This is a genomic window from Saccharothrix algeriensis (assembly GCF_016907655.1).
Taxonomy (GTDB): Bacteria; Actinomycetota; Actinomycetes; order Mycobacteriales; family Pseudonocardiaceae; genus Actinosynnema; species Actinosynnema algeriense.
In genome coordinates, this window is record NZ_JAFBCL010000001.1 from 3,286,604 (window position 1) to 3,302,166 (window position 15,563).

The 15,563-nt window shown below is 74.4% G+C and carries 13 protein-coding genes and 1 tRNA gene; 7 read left to right on the forward strand and 7 right to left on the reverse strand.

All coding sequences use genetic code 11. The annotated features are described in order from the left end of the window. Nucleotides 1–2: 2 nt before the first annotated feature. The gene (locus tag JOE68_RS14915) at nucleotides 3–1,325 is read right to left on the reverse strand and encodes a helix-turn-helix domain-containing protein (protein ID WP_239563910.1); all 1,323 of its coding nucleotides are present in this window, start codon (nucleotides 1,323–1,325) and stop codon (nucleotides 3–5) included. Nucleotides 1,326–1,601: 276 nt separating this feature from the next. On the opposite strand from JOE68_RS14915, the gene JOE68_RS14920 reads away from it, so the two are divergent. Both JOE68_RS14920 and JOE68_RS14925 read left to right on the forward strand, forming a co-directional pair. After that, a complete protein-coding gene (locus JOE68_RS14920) occupies nucleotides 1,602–1,925 on the forward strand; it encodes a hypothetical protein (protein WP_346038534.1) in 324 nt (107 codons plus the stop codon). 13 nt (nucleotides 1,926–1,938) lie between these two features. Beyond that, nucleotides 1,939–2,301 carry a hypothetical protein gene (locus JOE68_RS14925; protein WP_204842946.1) on the forward strand — a complete coding sequence of 121 codons (363 nt, stop codon included), beginning with the start codon at nucleotides 1,939–1,941 and terminating at the stop codon, nucleotides 2,299–2,301. A gap of 320 nt (nucleotides 2,302–2,621) precedes the next feature. Here JOE68_RS14925 and JOE68_RS14930 read toward each other — a convergent pair whose 3' ends face one another. Further along, on the reverse strand, nucleotides 2,622–3,497 hold the full coding sequence (locus JOE68_RS14930; RefSeq protein WP_239562248.1) for an SDR family NAD(P)-dependent oxidoreductase: 876 nt from the start codon (nucleotides 3,495–3,497) through the stop codon (nucleotides 2,622–2,624). A gap of 281 nt (nucleotides 3,498–3,778) precedes the next feature. Here JOE68_RS14930 and JOE68_RS14935 point away from each other — a divergent pair, with 281 nt between their 5' ends. After that, nucleotides 3,779–4,393, forward strand: coding sequence for a TetR/AcrR family transcriptional regulator (locus JOE68_RS14935; protein WP_204842947.1), 615 nt, complete (start codon nucleotides 3,779–3,781; stop codon nucleotides 4,391–4,393). Here the strand turns inward: JOE68_RS14935 and JOE68_RS14940 are convergent. Further along, nucleotides 4,390–5,577 (reverse strand): amino acid deaminase/aldolase, encoded by a 1,188-nt coding sequence (locus JOE68_RS14940; RefSeq protein WP_204842948.1) that lies wholly within the window; start codon nucleotides 5,575–5,577, stop codon nucleotides 4,390–4,392. The genes JOE68_RS14935 and JOE68_RS14940 overlap by 4 nt on opposite strands. Nucleotides 5,578–5,648: 71 nt before the next feature. Between JOE68_RS14940 and JOE68_RS14945 the strand changes: the two genes are divergently transcribed. Beyond that, on the forward strand, nucleotides 5,649–6,968 hold the full coding sequence (locus JOE68_RS14945; protein WP_204846111.1) for a D-arabinono-1,4-lactone oxidase: 1,320 nt from the start codon (nucleotides 5,649–5,651) through the stop codon (nucleotides 6,966–6,968). Here the strand turns inward: JOE68_RS14945 and JOE68_RS14950 are convergent. The 4 genes from JOE68_RS14950 to JOE68_RS14965 all read right to left on the reverse strand — a co-directional run bounded on the left by JOE68_RS14950 (nucleotide 6,902) and on the right by JOE68_RS14965 (nucleotide 12,365). Next, nucleotides 6,902–7,555: an NAD(P)H-binding protein gene (locus tag JOE68_RS14950; protein WP_204842951.1), complete on the reverse strand. Its 654-nt coding sequence runs from the start codon at nucleotides 7,553–7,555 to the stop codon at nucleotides 6,902–6,904. The two genes, JOE68_RS14945 and JOE68_RS14950, sit on opposite strands and share 67 nt — an antisense overlap. 14 nt (nucleotides 7,556–7,569) lie before the next feature. Then, a complete protein-coding gene (locus JOE68_RS14955) occupies nucleotides 7,570–8,187 on the reverse strand; it encodes a hypothetical protein (protein ID WP_204842953.1) in 618 nt (205 codons plus the stop codon). A gap of 667 nt (nucleotides 8,188–8,854) precedes the next feature. Next, a complete protein-coding gene (locus JOE68_RS14960) occupies nucleotides 8,855–11,662 on the reverse strand; it encodes an AfsR/SARP family transcriptional regulator (RefSeq protein ID WP_204842955.1) in 2,808 nt (935 codons plus the stop codon). A gap of 620 nt (nucleotides 11,663–12,282) precedes the next feature. Then, nucleotides 12,283–12,365 (reverse strand) — tRNA-Leu (locus tag JOE68_RS14965). A 116-nt stretch (nucleotides 12,366–12,481) separates the two neighbouring features. Between JOE68_RS14965 and JOE68_RS14970 the strand changes: the two genes are divergently transcribed. Genes JOE68_RS14970 through JOE68_RS14980 form a run of 3 tightly spaced genes read left to right on the forward strand, consistent with a single transcriptional unit; the run spans nucleotide 12,482 to nucleotide 15,560 of the window. Beyond that, entirely contained in the window at nucleotides 12,482–13,651 is a 1,170-nt protein-coding gene (locus tag JOE68_RS14970) for an FHA domain-containing protein (RefSeq protein ID WP_204842956.1), read from the forward strand. A 56-nt stretch (nucleotides 13,652–13,707) separates the two neighbouring features. Beyond that, nucleotides 13,708–14,169 carry an FHA domain-containing protein FhaB/FipA gene (locus tag JOE68_RS14975; RefSeq protein ID WP_204842958.1) on the forward strand — a complete coding sequence of 154 codons (462 nt, stop codon included), beginning with the start codon at nucleotides 13,708–13,710 and terminating at the stop codon, nucleotides 14,167–14,169. Then, a complete protein-coding gene (locus tag JOE68_RS14980; protein ID WP_204842960.1) occupies nucleotides 14,166–15,560 on the forward strand; it encodes a PP2C family protein-serine/threonine phosphatase in 1,395 nt (464 codons plus the stop codon). The genes JOE68_RS14975 and JOE68_RS14980 overlap by 4 nt, the downstream gene beginning before the upstream one ends. Nucleotides 15,561–15,563: the final 3 nt, after the last annotated feature.

Below are 15,563 nucleotides of genomic sequence, written 5' to 3' on the forward strand. Positions count from 1 at the left end.
GATCAGGCCGCGCTGTCGTTGCCGGTGAACTTGGCGACCCGTTCGGCCAGCTCACGCGCGTCGGGGTTGTTGCGGCGCTTCTCCGCCTCGTGCTGCAGCGGTCGCATCCGGTCCTTGGTGCGCACCGACTTCAGGCCCTCGGACAGGTCGATCGCCTGCCGGCCGACCTTCGCGCCGTGGTCGATGTCGCCCTCCAGCAGGTGGTTGATCGACAGCGAGGTCAGGTTGAACGACCGGCTGCGGCTCATGTCCTCGCCGTAGCCGCCGATGGCCTTGGACAGCGCCGGGATCGCGATCCGGGTGTACTTCGCGTCCACGGTCTGCGCCAGCTCGGTGTGGACCGTGCCGATCATCGCCGACAGGTCGTTGAGGTCGAAGAACTTGGCCCACGCCGGGGCCTCGGCGATGTTGGCCCGCGCGAACTCGTCGCGCGCCCGGCCGAGCAGCTTGAGCGCCTGGTTGTCGGAGCCCATCTTCGCGTAGGCCCAAGCCTCGTTCGCGCACAGGATGCCGACCGCCAGCTCCGAGCCGGAGTTCTGCGCGGCCAGCTGGCCCAGCTGGAACACCTTGAGCGCGTCGTCCGGCGCGTTCTGGTGCAGGTACACGCGGCCCATCCGGTACAGGATGTTCGCCACGAGCTCTTCCTTGCGGCCCTGCTTCGCGAGCCCCAGCGCCTGGCCGAAGTGGTTGCGCGCCGAGTCGTACAGGCCGGTGTCGAAGGAGGTCCAGCCGGCCAGGTTGTGCAGGTCCGCGAGGGCGACGTAGAGCCGCTCCTTCACCAGGTCCGTGGCGTTCGCGCCGAGCATCTGCTGCCCCCACGACAGCTGCGCGACGACGGCGTCGCGGCACGAGCCGCCGCCGTACTGGTAGTCCAGGGTGCGCAGCGCCCTGGTGGCCGCTTCGACCTGGCGGACGTCGGTCATGCCGATCCGGCCGGGGGCCGGTGTCTGCGCGGGCGACGAGGCCCAAGACCCGGAGTCCGTGCCGAACACGGCCGCGCCGACGGTGATGGCGGCGGCGTGCGCGAGGAACTTCCTTCGCTTCACCGACTCGTCCTCCTCAGACTGGGGTGCCTCCGCGGTCGCGGCCACCCGCACTGCCGTGGCCTCGTCGTAGGCGAGGCCCATGTATCCCCTGGGGACACCCAAGCCGGCGGCGATCCGGGCCAGGACGTCGTAGGCCATGACCTGACGACCCTTGAGGATCTCCGACACTTCGGACTGCGACTGGCCCGTGAGCGCCGCTATCTGGCGCTGGGACACGCCGTGGCGGCGGAGCAGCCGGTACACCGAGCTGATCTCCCGCTTGGCCAGCGCGTCCCGCATCTCCTGCTGGTCCCAGACGTCCGGCGTAACAGGAGAGCCTTGCGAACCGATGGTGTTCAATTGCGCCCCCTCACAGTCCCTTGGGCGTCAACCGCAGAGTAGGGGCACTCCCCCAAGTGCAGGAAGTGTCGATCGGCGAGGCTGATCGGCCCTGCCGAACTCCGCTGACCGCTTACCGTGGAACGACCACCGGCTAGCGCTATGACGTCCCGATCCGGGTTGAATCATCGCAATCTGGGATCCGGTAAGCGAGTGAGCACGGAGAGGAAATCGGAAGTGGACCTGATCGAGCGGGCGGTGACCACCACGGGTGGGTCGGCAGCGCGCGCCGTCGCCACGACCGCGCCCTCCCCGGCTCCGACGACTGTCCGGGAGTCGACCGACCTCGACTCCGGATGGCGCGGCTCTACCGGGCAGCGACGCTGGTGGCGGATCCGCTGCAGCGACGTGGTCGACCGGGAGCGCTGCCTCACCGTGCTGGTCGACCGGGGCCGCGTGGTCCTGGTCGGCCCGCCGGGTGAGACCGCGGTGCTCTCGGCGGACCAGCTCGGCCAACTCAGGTCCGCGCTACGCGAAGCCGCCGAGCAGGCGGAAAGGTGACGGTGACGTTTCGGTGGACGAGATCCTCGGACAAGTTCTTCGCAACGCGGTGTGGGAGCGGCTCGACCTGCTCACCGAGCTGGCCAACGAGGCCGACGCCCCGTCCCTGCTGTCGGTGGCCCGCTCCGAGCTGCCCCGGCTGACCGAGGGGTGGCGGGCGCTGCTGGCCGCGCACGAACCGGACGAGAAGGGCAACTGCCCCGAGTGCTCCGGTCGGTGGCGGCAGCAGAAGAGCCCGTGCTCGGTGTGGCGCGCCGCGTACGAACACCTGGTCGCGGGTGGTCTGGCCCCGCGCCCGGCTCGGCACCTGCGCTCGGCCCCGGTGACCCCTCCGGTCACCCGGACGCGCCGGGCGGCGGTGGCCAGAGCCCGCTGACGGGCGGTCCCGACCTGTCGTTCCCCCGACGCGACACGGTCGAGCACCCGCCTACTGGCCGGCGGTCCGGGACGTGCGAACCCCCGACCGCGACGAACGGACCGCCGGCCGGCTGACAACTCCATCCCCGAGACATCCGCGGGCCGGTGCTGTGCACCTTCCCTCCCCGACCGGCACCGGTCCGCGGGCACCACGTCGGCTCCCGATGCCTGCACCTCCCGCGCAGGCATCGGGAGCCGGTTCCACTCCCGGCCGTCGGCGGCGCACATCGGCAGCGCACTTCAGGGGCGCACGTCAGGGGAACACTTCGGCAGCGCACGTCAGCGGTGCACCCCGGTGCGCCAGGTCAGCCGGCCGGTCAGGCCCGGGAACAGCCGGCCCGCCACCTCGAAGACCTTGAGCTGCCAGGGGAACACCCGCTCGTCCCGGTCGTGCTCGACGACGTGCGCGATCTCGCGGGCCACCCGCTCCGGCGCGACGGTGGGGATCAGCCGGGCGATGCGCGGGATGCGCTCCTCCGCGCCCGGGTTGTTGGCGAAGTACCGGCTGCTCACCTTCCCGGGCACGACCTCGCTGACGCCCACGCCCGTGCCGCGCAGGTCCAGCCGCAGCGCGGCGGTCAGCCCGCGCAGCGCGTAGCGGGAGGCCGTGTACCCGGTCGCGCCGGGCCACGGCAGGCGGGACGCCGGCGAGTTCACGTTGACCACCCGCCCGGTGCCGCGGGCCCGCATGGCGGGCAGGAGCTCCCTGGTCAGGTGCAGCGCCGCGGTGAACGGCAGGGCCGTCATCGCCACCAGCTCGTCGGTCGGGGTGTCGTCCAGGAACAGCCACCGCCCCGCGCCGGCGTTGTTGACCAGCACGTCCGGCGGCCCGTGCTCCGCCAGCACCCGTGCGGCCAGCGCGCGGACCCCGTCGACGTCCGAGAGGTCGGCGGGCAGCGCGACCGAACGGCCGCCGGAACGCGAGGACCGCTCGACGAGCGCTCCGAGCGCTTCACCGCTGCGCGCCACGAGCAGGACAACCGCCCCGCGCCGGGCCAGTTCCAGCGCCGTCGCGGCGCCGATGCCCTGCGACGCGCCCGTGATCAAGACCGTCCGCCCTGCCAACCGCACGAGAACACCCTCCCGGACACCGATCGGATCGTCGTCGGCGCGAAGCGCCACGAACAGCGTCGCCGCCGCGGGGATGATCGCCAAGTCGCCTCCCACGATCGGCGAGCGGTCGACCGGGCCACCGGGGTGGCGGCCGACCGGCGAACGGCCGGTTGTCCCGGGGTGAACAGGCGATGGCGGCCCCGACCGACCCCCTCGGGGGCGCGGACGTCGGAGCGCCCCGGGGGACCGGTCGGACGGGGTCACGCGAGCCTCCCAGAACGTGAAATCTATTCGGATCCTAGGCGTGTTGCGCCGCCACCGGAAGTGGAGCGGTCCGGGAGCGGGCACTATGGAACTCCGCAACCCACCTCGCAGGAGTCGCCGTGACCAGTACGACCCCCCTGCGCCGCCAGCCGGTGCAGCAGCGCAGCGCCAAGCGCGTCGAGCGGATGCTCGAAGCGTGTGCCTCGCTCATCGAGGAGGTCGGCTACGACGGGGTGACAACGACGCTGATCGCGGAACGGGCGGGGGTCGCGGTCGGGTCGCTGTACCAGTTCTTCCCCGACAAGCGGGCCGTCGTCCAGGCGCTGACCCTGCGCAACCTGGAGAAGTTCATCCAGGCGGTGGACGCCCGCTTCTCCTCCACCACCCTGGACCACTGGTGGGACGCCGTGGACGTGATCTTCGACGTCTACGTGTCCATGCACCGCGAGGTGCCCGGCTTCAGCAAGCTGCACTTCGGCGACGTGGTCGACATGCGCCTGCTGGACGACCGCCGGGACAACAACACCGTCATCTCCGACCGCATCGCGGAGATGATCTCGTCCAGGTTCGACATCGCGCTGGACGACCTGCGGCTGCCCATCTCGATCGCCGTCGAGGCGGCGGACGGCGTGCTCAACCTGGCGTTCCGCCGCGACCCGGCGGGCGACCGGGAGATCCTGGCCGAGGCCGAGAACCTGGTCCGCGGCTACCTGTCCGCGCGCCTGCCCGGCTAGCCGAAGGACTTCCCCTCGCCCCGGTACGTGGGCACGGTCCGCACCACCGCGTCGCCCCGGACGAGGTGGTAGTGCGAGAACCGCTCGGCCGGCTCGCCGGCCTTGGCGTGGCGCAGCCACACCCGGTCGCCCAGCCGCAGCGCGTCGGCGGCGCGGCCCGCGACCGGCGTCTGCACCTCGCCCGCGCCCTCCAGCGGCAGCAGCCGCAGCCCCGCCGGCAGGTGCGGCGTCGGCCGGCGGTCGGGGGACGAGGGGCCGGACGCGACGTACCCGCCGGCGAACAGCGTCGCCACCCCCCGGCCCGGCCGGCGCACCACGGGCAGCGCGAACAGCACCGCGGGCCGGGGCCGGAACGCCCGGTACCCGTCGAACAGGGTCGGCCCGATCAGCCCCGACCCGGCCGCCAGCTCGGTGACCGACGGGTCCGCCCCGGTGCCCTCCAGGCTGCCGGTCCCGCCGCCGTTGACGAACTCGAGGTCGGCCACCCGCCGCACGGCGGCCACGGCGGCGCCCCGGCGCTCGACCAGCTCGGCCGCCGACCGCCGCTGCACCCACCGCAGCACGGCGCCGCGCACCGGCCGGCCGGGCGGCGCGTCGCCCAGCCCCGCGATCTGCCCCTCGTAGGCCATCACCCCGACGAGCCGGAACCCCGGCCGGTCGGCGATCCGCCCGGCCAGCGCGCGGGCGTCCCGCTCGGTGCGCACCGGCGAGCGGCGGGGGCCGACGTGCAGGCCGGGCACGGGCCGCCACGACACGTCCAGCTCCAGGCACACCCGCACCTCGGGGTGCCCGGCGCCCATGGCCGCCTCGATCAGCTCCAGGTGCGCCGGCGAGTCGACCACGACCGTGACCCGCCGCAGCGCCACCTCGTCCCGGGCGAGCGCCCGCAGCGCCCCGAAGTCCACCGTCGGGTAGGCCACCAGCAGGTCCTCGGACACGTCGGCCGAGGACAGCCACAGCGCCTCGGCCAGCGAGTAGCACATCACCCCGGCGTACCCGGGCCGCGCCAGGACGTCCTCCAGCAGGGCGCGGACCCGCACCGACTTGCTCGCCACCCGCACCGGCTTGCCGCCGGCCCGGCGCACGAGGTCGGCCGCGTTGTGGTCGAACGCGTCCAGGTCGACGATCGCGAGCGGAGGATCGAGGTCCTTCGTCGCGCCGTCGAGGCGGGCAAGGGGGTGCATGGCCTCACCGTACTTGAAAGGTGAAAGCGATTCACCTAACGTGCGTGGATCCCGTCACACCGGAGGTGGGCATGGGGACGTCGTGGACGAACTGGGCGCGCACCGCGTCCGCCGCCCCGCACCGGGTCGAGCACCCGACGAGCGCCGACGCGATCGCGGAGGCCGTCGCCGCCGCGCACCGCGTGCGACCGCGCGGCAGCGGCCACTCGTTCACCGACATCGCCGCCGCACCGCACGTCGCCCTCGACCTGGACGCGTGGACCGGCATCGCGGAGGTCTCCGGCCCACTGGTCACCGTCCGCGCCGGCACGACCCTGCGCAACCTCAACGCCCTGCTCGACGGCCTGGGCCTGGCGCTGCCCAACCTGGGCGACATCGACGCGCAGACGATCGCCGGGGCGATCTCCACCGGCACCCACGGCACCGGGGCCGGGCTCGGCGGCCTGCCCACCGCGGTGGTGGCCGTCGAGCTGGTCCTCGCCGACGGCGAGCTGGTCCGCTGCTCGGCCGAGGAGCGCCCGGAGCTGTTCGCCGCGGCCCGCGTCGGCCTGGGCGCGCTCGGCGTCATCAGCACCGTCACCCTGCGCTGCGTCCCCGCGTTCGTGCTGCACGCCCGCGAGTCGCCGGCCCGGCTGGACCGGGTGCTGGAGGAGTTCGACCACCTCGCGGCCGTCGACGACCACGTCGAGTTCCACTGGTTCCCGCACGGCGACCACGTGCTGCTCAAGCGCAACAACCGGGTGGACGACCGGCCCGCGCCGCTGTCGCGCCTGCGCCGCTTCTACGAGTACGAGGTCGTGGAGAACGGCGCGTTCGGCCTGGTCTGCCACCTCGCCCGCGCCGTGCCGCGCACCACCAGGGCGCTCAACCGGGTGTGCGGCACGCTCGTCTCCGAGCGCGTCTACCGGGACGTCTCGCACAGGGTCTTCGTCACGCCCCGCCGCGTCCGCTTCGTGGAGTCCGAGTACGCCGTGCCCCGCGCCGCGCTGCACGACGTGCTGCGCGAGCTGCGGGCGGTCGTCGGGCGGCTGGACCACGGCGTGATCGTCCCGGTGGAGGTCCGGGTCGCGCGGGGCGACGACATCTGGCTGTCCACCGCGCACGGCCGCGACACCGCCTACGTCGCGGTGCACCAGTACCTGGGGATGCCCTACCGGCGGTACTTCGACGCGTTCGAGCGGATCGCGGACGCCGTCGGCGGCCGGCCGCACTGGGGCAAGCTGCACGGGCAGGGCGCCGCCACCCTCGCGCCGCGCTACCCGCGCTTCGCCGACTTCCGCCGGGTGCGCGCCGAGGTCGACCCGACCGGCAAGTTCACCAACGACTACCTGGACCGGGTGCTCGGGCCGAACACCTCGGCGACCGGCGTGGACCCCGAGACCAGCTCGTAAGTTCGCCCGATCGTGGTCGGGTGGTCGAACAGCGCCACCACCACCGCCGCCACGTCGGCGCGGGGCACCGACCCGCGCAGCGGCGCCTCCGCCACGGTCACCAGCCCGGTGCCGGGCTCGTCGAGCAGCCGGCCGGGCCGCAGGACCGTCCAGTCCAGCGGGCGCGCCCGCAGGTCCTCCTCGGCCGCGCCCTTGGCGGCCAGGTAGGCGTCGAACACCTCGTCACCGGTCACCCGGCCGATGCCGCCCGAGCTGATCTGCACGAACCGGGACACGCCCGCGGCCTCGGCCGCCGCGGCGAACAGCGCCGACGCGCCCCGGTCCACGGTGTCCTTGCGGGCCGCGCCGCTGCCCGCACCCGCGCCGGCGGCGAACAGGGCGGCGTCCGCCCCGGCCACCGCCGCGGCGACCCGGTCGACGTCCGCCGACTCCAGGTCGCACAGCACCGGCTCGCCGCCCGCCGCGCGGACGTCGTCGAACTGGCCGGGGTCGCGCACCAGCGAGGTCACCCGGTCACCCCGGTCCGCCAGCAGCCCCGTCACCAGCAACGCGATCCTGCCGTGCCCACCCGCCACCGCCACTCGCATGGCACGACGGTAGTTCAGGACGCGGTGATCAGCAGCTGCTCGTAGACCAGCTCGTTCACCCAACGGGTGGTGGCGGTGTCCTCCACCGGCACGGTCTCGTTGCGGCCGGCGACGTCCGTGGACAGCTCGCGCTCCTCGTCGGCCAGCAGCACCGACACGCCGTACCGCCGCACGCGGGGCAGGCAGTTGGCCAGGTAGTCGTGGGTGAACGCGACCGACGACGGCAGCACGGCCGCCGCGTTGCCGAACCGGGCGAACGGCACCGCCGACGCCAGGGCGGTCCGCCAGTGCCGGGCCACCGCCAGCACGCCGACGATCCGCACGGCCGACGGCGGAACCCGGCCGTCCATCTCCGGCCACACCCAGGTCGACACGGTGGCGCGGTCGGGCTCGGGGCCCGCGCCCAGGCACACCCGCTCGGCGTGCGCGTCGGCCAGGAGCTCGGCGACCACGATGACCTTGCGGCCCATCAGCGACATCTCCGGGAGCACCACGCCGTGCCAACCGAGGCGGACGGCCGCGGCTGCCGCCAGCTCCTCCGCGGAGCCGGGCAGTTCCGGAACCGGGATCGCGATGGCCGACAGCGCCCGCGCGTGGCCGGTGTCCGCGATCCGTGCTGGTGTGCTGCTCACGCCAGGGCCTCCTCGGCAACCACGGCGGTGGGACCCGCCGCGTTTCGACTCGTGCTCTGCATAAGGCGTACCACCCGGGCACCTCGGCACCCCCCGGCTCAACCGCCCCCTGCGATCGGCGGCGCGGAGCGATCGGTGACCGGTCGATACGCGCTGCCAGGAATTCGGCCCGGCGATGCTGCCGTCCGGGTGACGCGCCGGGGCCCGGACACCTCGAAACCGTGCGCTGCGTGCTCAACCGACGCCTGCGCCGGCCCTGTGAGTGACCTGCGCCACCGCAAGACCCCCCACCGCACCGACCGCTCACCGCCCCAAACCGACCGACCGCCCACCGGTCGCCGCGCCACGGCGACCGATCGCCCGGCCGCCGGCGCGCGGACGGACGCGCGGTCGGGACCCGCGGCAGGGATCCACAGGGGACGCGGCGCGGGGAGGGGAGCCCCCGCCGCCGCACCGGAGCCGTCGACACCCCTGGCGCCGACGGGCCCACCGGCAACTGCGCAGGCCCGGCGGCCCGACCGGAATCGCCGCGCGTGGTCAGGTGCGGCCCTCCGCCGGGCAAGCCGGGCGGTTGCGGCGCGCACCGCTCCTCCGGGTGACGCCCGCACCGGCTGCGACGAAGCTCACCGCGCGCCGCCTGCCGCGTCACCGGACGAGGTGATGCGCGTCACCCGGTCGTCGGTGCGGCTCGGCCCGATCCGCGTTCGAGGCCGTCGAGCTGGTCGCGGACGCGCCGGGCGTCGGCGTCGCGACCCTGCTGCCGGTACAGCTCCAGCGCCTCCCGCCACGCCGCGCGGGCCCGGTCGGGCCGGCCCAGGGCGACGTGGGGGTGGCCGATCCGGTCGAGGGTGTCGGACAGCTCGTAGGTGTGGCCGACGGCGCGGACCAGGGCGATGGCGGGTTCGTAGCAGTCCCGCACGGCCCGCTCGTGGTGGCCGGTGAGGTGGTCGATCAGGCCCAGGCTGTCCAGGGTGGCCGCCTCGCCGGCGGGGTCCCGGTGCTCCCGGTACCGGGCGAGGGCGGCCTCGCAGTGCTCGCGGGCGGTGTCGTACCGGCGCAGGCGGGTGGCGTGCCAGCCCACGGCGTTGAGCGCCCAGGCTTCCCACACCGGGTTGTCGCCCAGGGCGCGGATGAGCTCCAGCGCCCGCAGGGCGTGCGCCAGGGCCTCGTCGTCCTGCCCCAGCCGCTCCCGGACCTCCGCGAGGGCGTGGTGGTTGTGGGCCAGGTGGAGGGTGTCGCCGTGGTGCTCGGCCAGGGCGATGGCCCGGTCCAGGTGCGCGACGGCCTCCTCGTGCCGCCCCAGGGCGGACTGCACGCCGCCGACGTTGCGGTGTGCCTGGATGCGGGCGGCGGGGTCCGGCAGGTGGGCGGCGGCCTCCAGCGCGGCCTGCCACACGCCCAGGCTCTCGCGCAGGTGCCCCCGCCGCAGGTGGAACCAGGTGAGGACGCGGGCGAAGTGCCAGGCGGCGCGGTGGCGGCCCACGTCGGCGGCGGTGTGCTGGGCGGCGAGCAGGTGCCGGTGCTCGGCGTCCAGCCAGGCCAGCGCGGCGGGCCGGTCGGGCAGCGGGAGGGGGGACGCGCCGGACGCGGGCGGTTCCGGCAGGACCGGCGGGGCGTGGGCGTTGAGCAGGCGGTCGGCGGCGTGGGCGGTGTGCAGGTAGAAGTCGACCACCCGCTCCGCCGCCGCCCGCCGCACCGGTTCGGGCAGGTCGCGGGCGAGCCCGGCGGCGTAGGCGCGGACCAGGTCGTGCAGGGCGCAGCGCCCGTCGGGCGAGCGGTCGAGCAGGGAGGCGTCGGCCAGCGCGCGCAGCACCGCGCGGGCCCGCCCCGCCGGCAGGCCGAGGAGTCCGGCGGCGGCCGGGAGGCCGGTGTCGGGTCCGGGCGCGGTGCCCAGCAGCGCGAAGGCGGTGCGCTGGGTGTCGGTGAGCCGGCGCAGGGACCAGGACAGCACGGCGGGCAGGCTCGCGGCGGGGTCGTCGTCGTCCAGGGCGTCCGGGCCCGACTCGCGCAGCTCGGCGACGGCCTCGGCCGGGGGCAGCCCCTGCTGGACGCGGGCGGCGACCAGGCCGAGCGCGAGCGGGAACCCGCCGCACAGCGCGATCAGGTCGGCGACGGCGGCCTCGTCGGCCGCGACCAGCTCCGCGCCGAGGGCGGCGACCAGCAGGGCGCGGGCCTCGGTGTCGGGCAGCACCCCGAGGGGCAGCGGCCGGGCGCCGTGGCGGGCGCCCAGGCCGTGCAGCCGGTTGCGGCTGGTGACCAGCACGGTGCACGAGGCGGTGCCGGGCAGCAGCGGCACGACCTGGTCGGTGGTGGCGGCGTTGTCCAGCACGACCAGCACCCGCCGGTCGGCGACCAGGCTGCGGAACAGCGCGGCCTGGGCGTCCGGGTCGGCGGGGACGCGGTCGGGCGCGACGCCGAGGGCGGCGAGGAACCCGCGCAGCGCGTCCCCCGGGGTCTTCGGCCGGCCGGTGGGGCTGAACCCGTGCAGGTCCACGAAGAGCTGCCCGTCGGGGAACCGGTCCAGGTGGTGGTGGGCCCAGTGCAGCGCCAGCCAGGTCTTGCCGATCCCGCCGGCCCCGGCCAGCGCCGAGATCACCACCGTCGCGGGCCGCCCCGCCGCGGAGTCCAGGGCCTTGGTCAGCACGGCCAGCTCCTCGGCGCGGCCGGTGAACAGCCGGGGCGGGGCCGGCAGCTGGCGGGGCGCCGGGGGCGCGCCGGGCGTGGGCGCGGCCGGCCCGGCCAGCTCCGGGTCCGCGGCCAGGATCTGCTGGTGGAGGCGCTGGAGCCCGGGGCCGGGGTCGGCGCCCAGCTCGTCGACCAGCCGGGCGCGCACCCGCCGGTGGTGCTCCAGCGCGTCGGCCTGGCGACCGCTGCGGTACAGGGCCAGCACCAGCTGGGCGGCGACCCGCTCGTCCAGCGGGTGGCGCTGCGCGCGCTCGGCCAGGTCGGGCAGCAGCTCCGCGTGCCGGCCGCGGCGCAGCGCGGCGTCGGCGTGGTCCAGCTCGGCGGCCAGGCGCTCCCGCTCCAGGGTGGCGCGCAGGCCGTGCGCCCACGGCGTCTCCAGGTCGGCCACCGGCTCGCCCCGCCACAGCCCCAGCGCCCGCTCGAACAGCTCGACCGCCCGCTCGTCGTCCGCGGCGCGGGCGTCGGCGACCAGGCCGCGGAACCGGTGCAGGTCGACCTCCCGCTCGTCCGCGGTGAGCCGGTAGCCGCCGGAGTGGCGGACCAGGTGCACCCCGTCGAGCGCGGACAGCGCCCCGCGCAGCCCGGAGACGTAGGTGTGCAGCGAGTTCCGGGCCCGCGGCGGGACCCGCTCGCCCCACACGCACCCGAGCAGGCGGTCGATCGCGACCAGGTGGTTGACCTCGACCAGCAGCACCGCCAGCACCGCGCGCTGCTTGGCCGACCCGAGGCGCGCCGGCGCGCCGCCGACCTCGGCTTCGACGCCGCCCAACAACCGGAACCGCACCACCATGACGCCCCCCGGTCCGCCCGTCGGCCGGCAACGGAATACCAGGGCGTGACCATATCGTCACAATCGCCTCGCCCGGTTGGTGCGGGCGGGTCAACAACCCGCTGCCGAACGCGGGCACGACCGCTGCGGCGCCGGTCGGCACCGGCCCGCGAGCCCGGTCGGGAGCGGTCGCCGGGCGCCCTGCCAAGCACTACCCTGCGCGTTCCCGAAGTGGAGTAACGGATATCACACGCTCCGCAACGGCGTGGGCGGCGCGCACGACCGCTCCCGGAAACCGCACCGAGGACCCCGCGACCGGCCGCGAACCGGGCGCCACCGCCGGTGGGCCGGCCCGACGGGATTCCACCCCACGACACCCGACGTGGGAAAACGCGGCACGTGCCCCGGGCGAGCCCGGCACGCCCGCCCGGCGGGCGGCACAGCGCCGCGCGGCCGGACGGCCGCACCGCCCCCGGCAACCGCCATTAGCCCGAACGAGTGGTCTACGACACAGGGGCGGGCGGAGCCCGACTCACCCCGAACAGCACAGGGGCCCCGCGATTGCGGGGCCCCTGTGCGGACTTCCTGCTCCGAACCGCGTACCGCCGGTTCGAGCCAGCTGATTCCCGATCAGCCTTCTGTGGGCGAGGGGGGAGTTGAACCCCCACGTCCTTTCGGACACACGGACCTGAACCGTGCGCGTCTGCCATTCCGCCACTCGCCCGGAGCGACGTGGAGAACACTAGCACGGTCCACGTCCGGGTTACCAATTGCCCCGTGTACCCGTACGGCGCCCCGGATACGATCGGCGGTGGAAGTCGACCGAGTCGGAGGGTTGCCGTGGGCCTCGTACAGCGCTTCGAGCGCCGTCTCGAAGGCATCGTGGGCAACACCTTCGCCCGCGTGTTCGGCGGCAACGTCGTCCCGCAGGAAGTCGCGCAGGCCCTCGCCCGGGAGGCCGAGGTCAACATCCGCGAGCTCGCGGGTGGCAGGCTGCTGGCCCCGAACCACTACCTGGTCCTGCTGGGCCCCCAGGACCACGACCGGCTTGCCGGTGACGGCCAGGATGAACTACGCATCACCCAGCTTCTCGGTGACTCCATCCGGGAGCACCTCGAAGAGAGCGGATGGGATACCTATGGTGACGTCGTAGTCTCCCTGGAGCGCTCCGACGCGCTGCACACCGGACAGTTCCGAACCAGCTCGTCCGTCGACCCCGACGTGAAAGTTGCCAGCCGACGGTCAGCACCACCTCGCACTGCAGGAGACGGATCCATGAGCCAGCCTCCCGGCTACGGACAAGGACAGGGCCAGCCCGGCTACGACCCCTACGCGCAGGGCGGCTACGGCCAACAGCAGGGCTACGACCAGGGCTACGGCCAGCAGGGGTACGACCAGGGTTACGGCCAGCAGCCCCAGGGGTACGACCAGGGCTACGGCCAGCAGCAGGGCTACGACCAGGGTTACGGCCAGCAACAGCAGCAGGGCTACGACCAGGGCTACGGCCAGCAGCAGCAGGGCTACGGCCAGGGCTACGACCAGGGTTACGGCCAGCAGCAGCAGGGCTACGACCAGGGTTACGGCCAGCAGGGCTACGACCAGGGCTACGGCCAGCAGCAGCAGGGCTACGGCCAGGGCTACGACCAGGGTTACGGCCAGGGCGGCTACCCGGACCCGTCGCAGGGCTACGCCCCGCCGGCGGTGCAGTCCGGCGCTCGCCAGCTGAGCGCGACGCTGCACCTGGACGACGGCTCCAACCGGACCTACAACCTCAAGCAGGGCGGCAACGTGGTCGGTCGCGGCCAGGAGGCGGACTTCCGGCTGCCCGACACCGGGGTGTCCAGGAGGCACCTGGAGATCACCTGGGACGGGCACAGTGCCATGCTCGCTGATCTCGGTTCGACCAACGGGACCACGGTGAACGGCACTCCGGTGCAGACTTGGCAGCTCGCGGAAGGCGACGTCGTCCGCATCGGCCACTCCTCGCTGGTCTTCCGCACCCAGGGCTAGCGCGGTCGGGACGGGTGAAGGCGTGACGGCACTCAAGGCAGGAGCGGTTACAACCGGTGCCAGAGCTGGTGATGCAGCTGACCAGAGCGGGTTTCCTCATCCTGCTCTGGTTGTTCGTGTTTGCTGCGCTGAAGGTGGTCCGGTCCGACCTGTACGCGGCGTCGGGACTGCGCGTTCCGACGCCCGGCCTGCGTAGGGGGGCCAAGAAGGCCGCGAAGGGCGGCAAGGCGCCCCGGCAGCTCGTCGTCACGCACGGCGCGCTGGCGGGCACGCGCATCTCCCTGGACGGCAGGCCGATCCTGATCGGCCGCGCGGACGACTCCACGCTCGTGCTGGACGACGACTTCGCGTCGACCAGGCACGCGCGGCTGTCCATGCGCGGCGCCGACTGGTACGTGGAGGACCTCGGCTCCACGAACGGCACGTACCTCGACCGGGCGAAGGTCACGGCCCCACTCCGGGTCCCGCTCGGCTCCCCGATCCGAATCGGCAAAACGGTGATCGAGCTGCGCTCATGACCCTCGTCCTTCGATACGCGGCCCGCAGCGACCGGGGCCTGGTGCGCTCCAACAACCAGGACTCCGTGTACGCGGGCCCCCGCTTGCTCGCGCTGGCCGACGGCATGGGCGGCCACGCCGCGGGCGAGGTCGCCAGCAAGGTGGTCATCGCCGCCCTGGCCCCGCTCGACGACGACGAGCCGGGCGACGACCTGCTCGGCCAGCTCCGCGAGGCGGTGATCGCCGGCAACGGCGCGATCTCCGAGCTGGTGCAGTCCGACCCGGACCTGGACGGCATGGGCACCACGCTCACCGCCGTGCTGTTCGCGGGCAGCCGGCTCGGCATGGTGCACATCGGCGACTCGCGGGCGTACATGGCCCGCAACGGCGCGTTCACGCAGATCACGCACGACGACACGTTCGTGCAGTCGCTGATCGACGAGGGCCGGATCACCGAGGAGGAGGCGGCGACGCACCCGCAGCGCTCGCTGCTGCTGCGCGCGCTGACCGGGCACGAGGTGGAGCCGCGCCTGATGGTGCGCGAGGCCCGGCCCGGCGACCGCTACCTGCTCTGCTCCGACGGCCTGTCCGGCGTGGTGAGCCAGGAGACGCTGGAGGAGGCCATCCGCATCCCGGACCCGCAGGCGTGCGCGGACCGGATGATCGAGCTGGCGCTCAAGGGCGGCGGGCCGGACAACGTGACGGTCGTCGTCGCCGACGTCGTGGACGTGGACTTCGGGGAGGACGCCCCGATAGTGGGCGGCGCGGCCGGTGACGGCAGCGAGGACCCGCCTCCCCCCGACTCGCCCGCCTCGCGGGCGAGTTCGATCACCGGCCCGCGGCCGGCGCCGCCGCGGCCCGAGCCGCCGCAGCCGCAGGTCGACCCGCGCCGGGCGCGCGGCAACCGCCTCAAGGCGCTGGGCCTGGTGGTGTTCCTGCTCCTGCTGCTGACCGCGGCCGGCCTGGGCACCCGCTGGTACGTGCTGCGGCAGTACTACGTGGGCGCCGCGCCGGACGGCCAGGTCTCGGTGTTCCGCGGTGTCACCGGCAGCGTCTTCGGGTTCGACCTGCACACCCGGGTGGAGGGCTCCTGCCCGCCGGGCGCGCAAGCCTGCGAGCCGATCACCGTGGACGACCTGAAGGTCGCGACCAGGGACGTGGTGCGCAACGGCATCACCGACGTGGACGGCCTGGAGGGCGCGCGCGAGGCGATCCGCCGCCTGCGCACGGAGCAGACGCTGCCGCTCTGCCCCAAGGACCAGTCGTCCAGCGCGACCGGGCCGACGACGACCACCGCACCGGTGGACCCGTCGGCGGCCTCGACCGCGCCGACGACGACCACCACGCTGGAGGGCATCCCGCTGCCCTCGCCCGTGCAACAGCCGGGCACGGACTGCCGGAAAGGTCAGTAGACG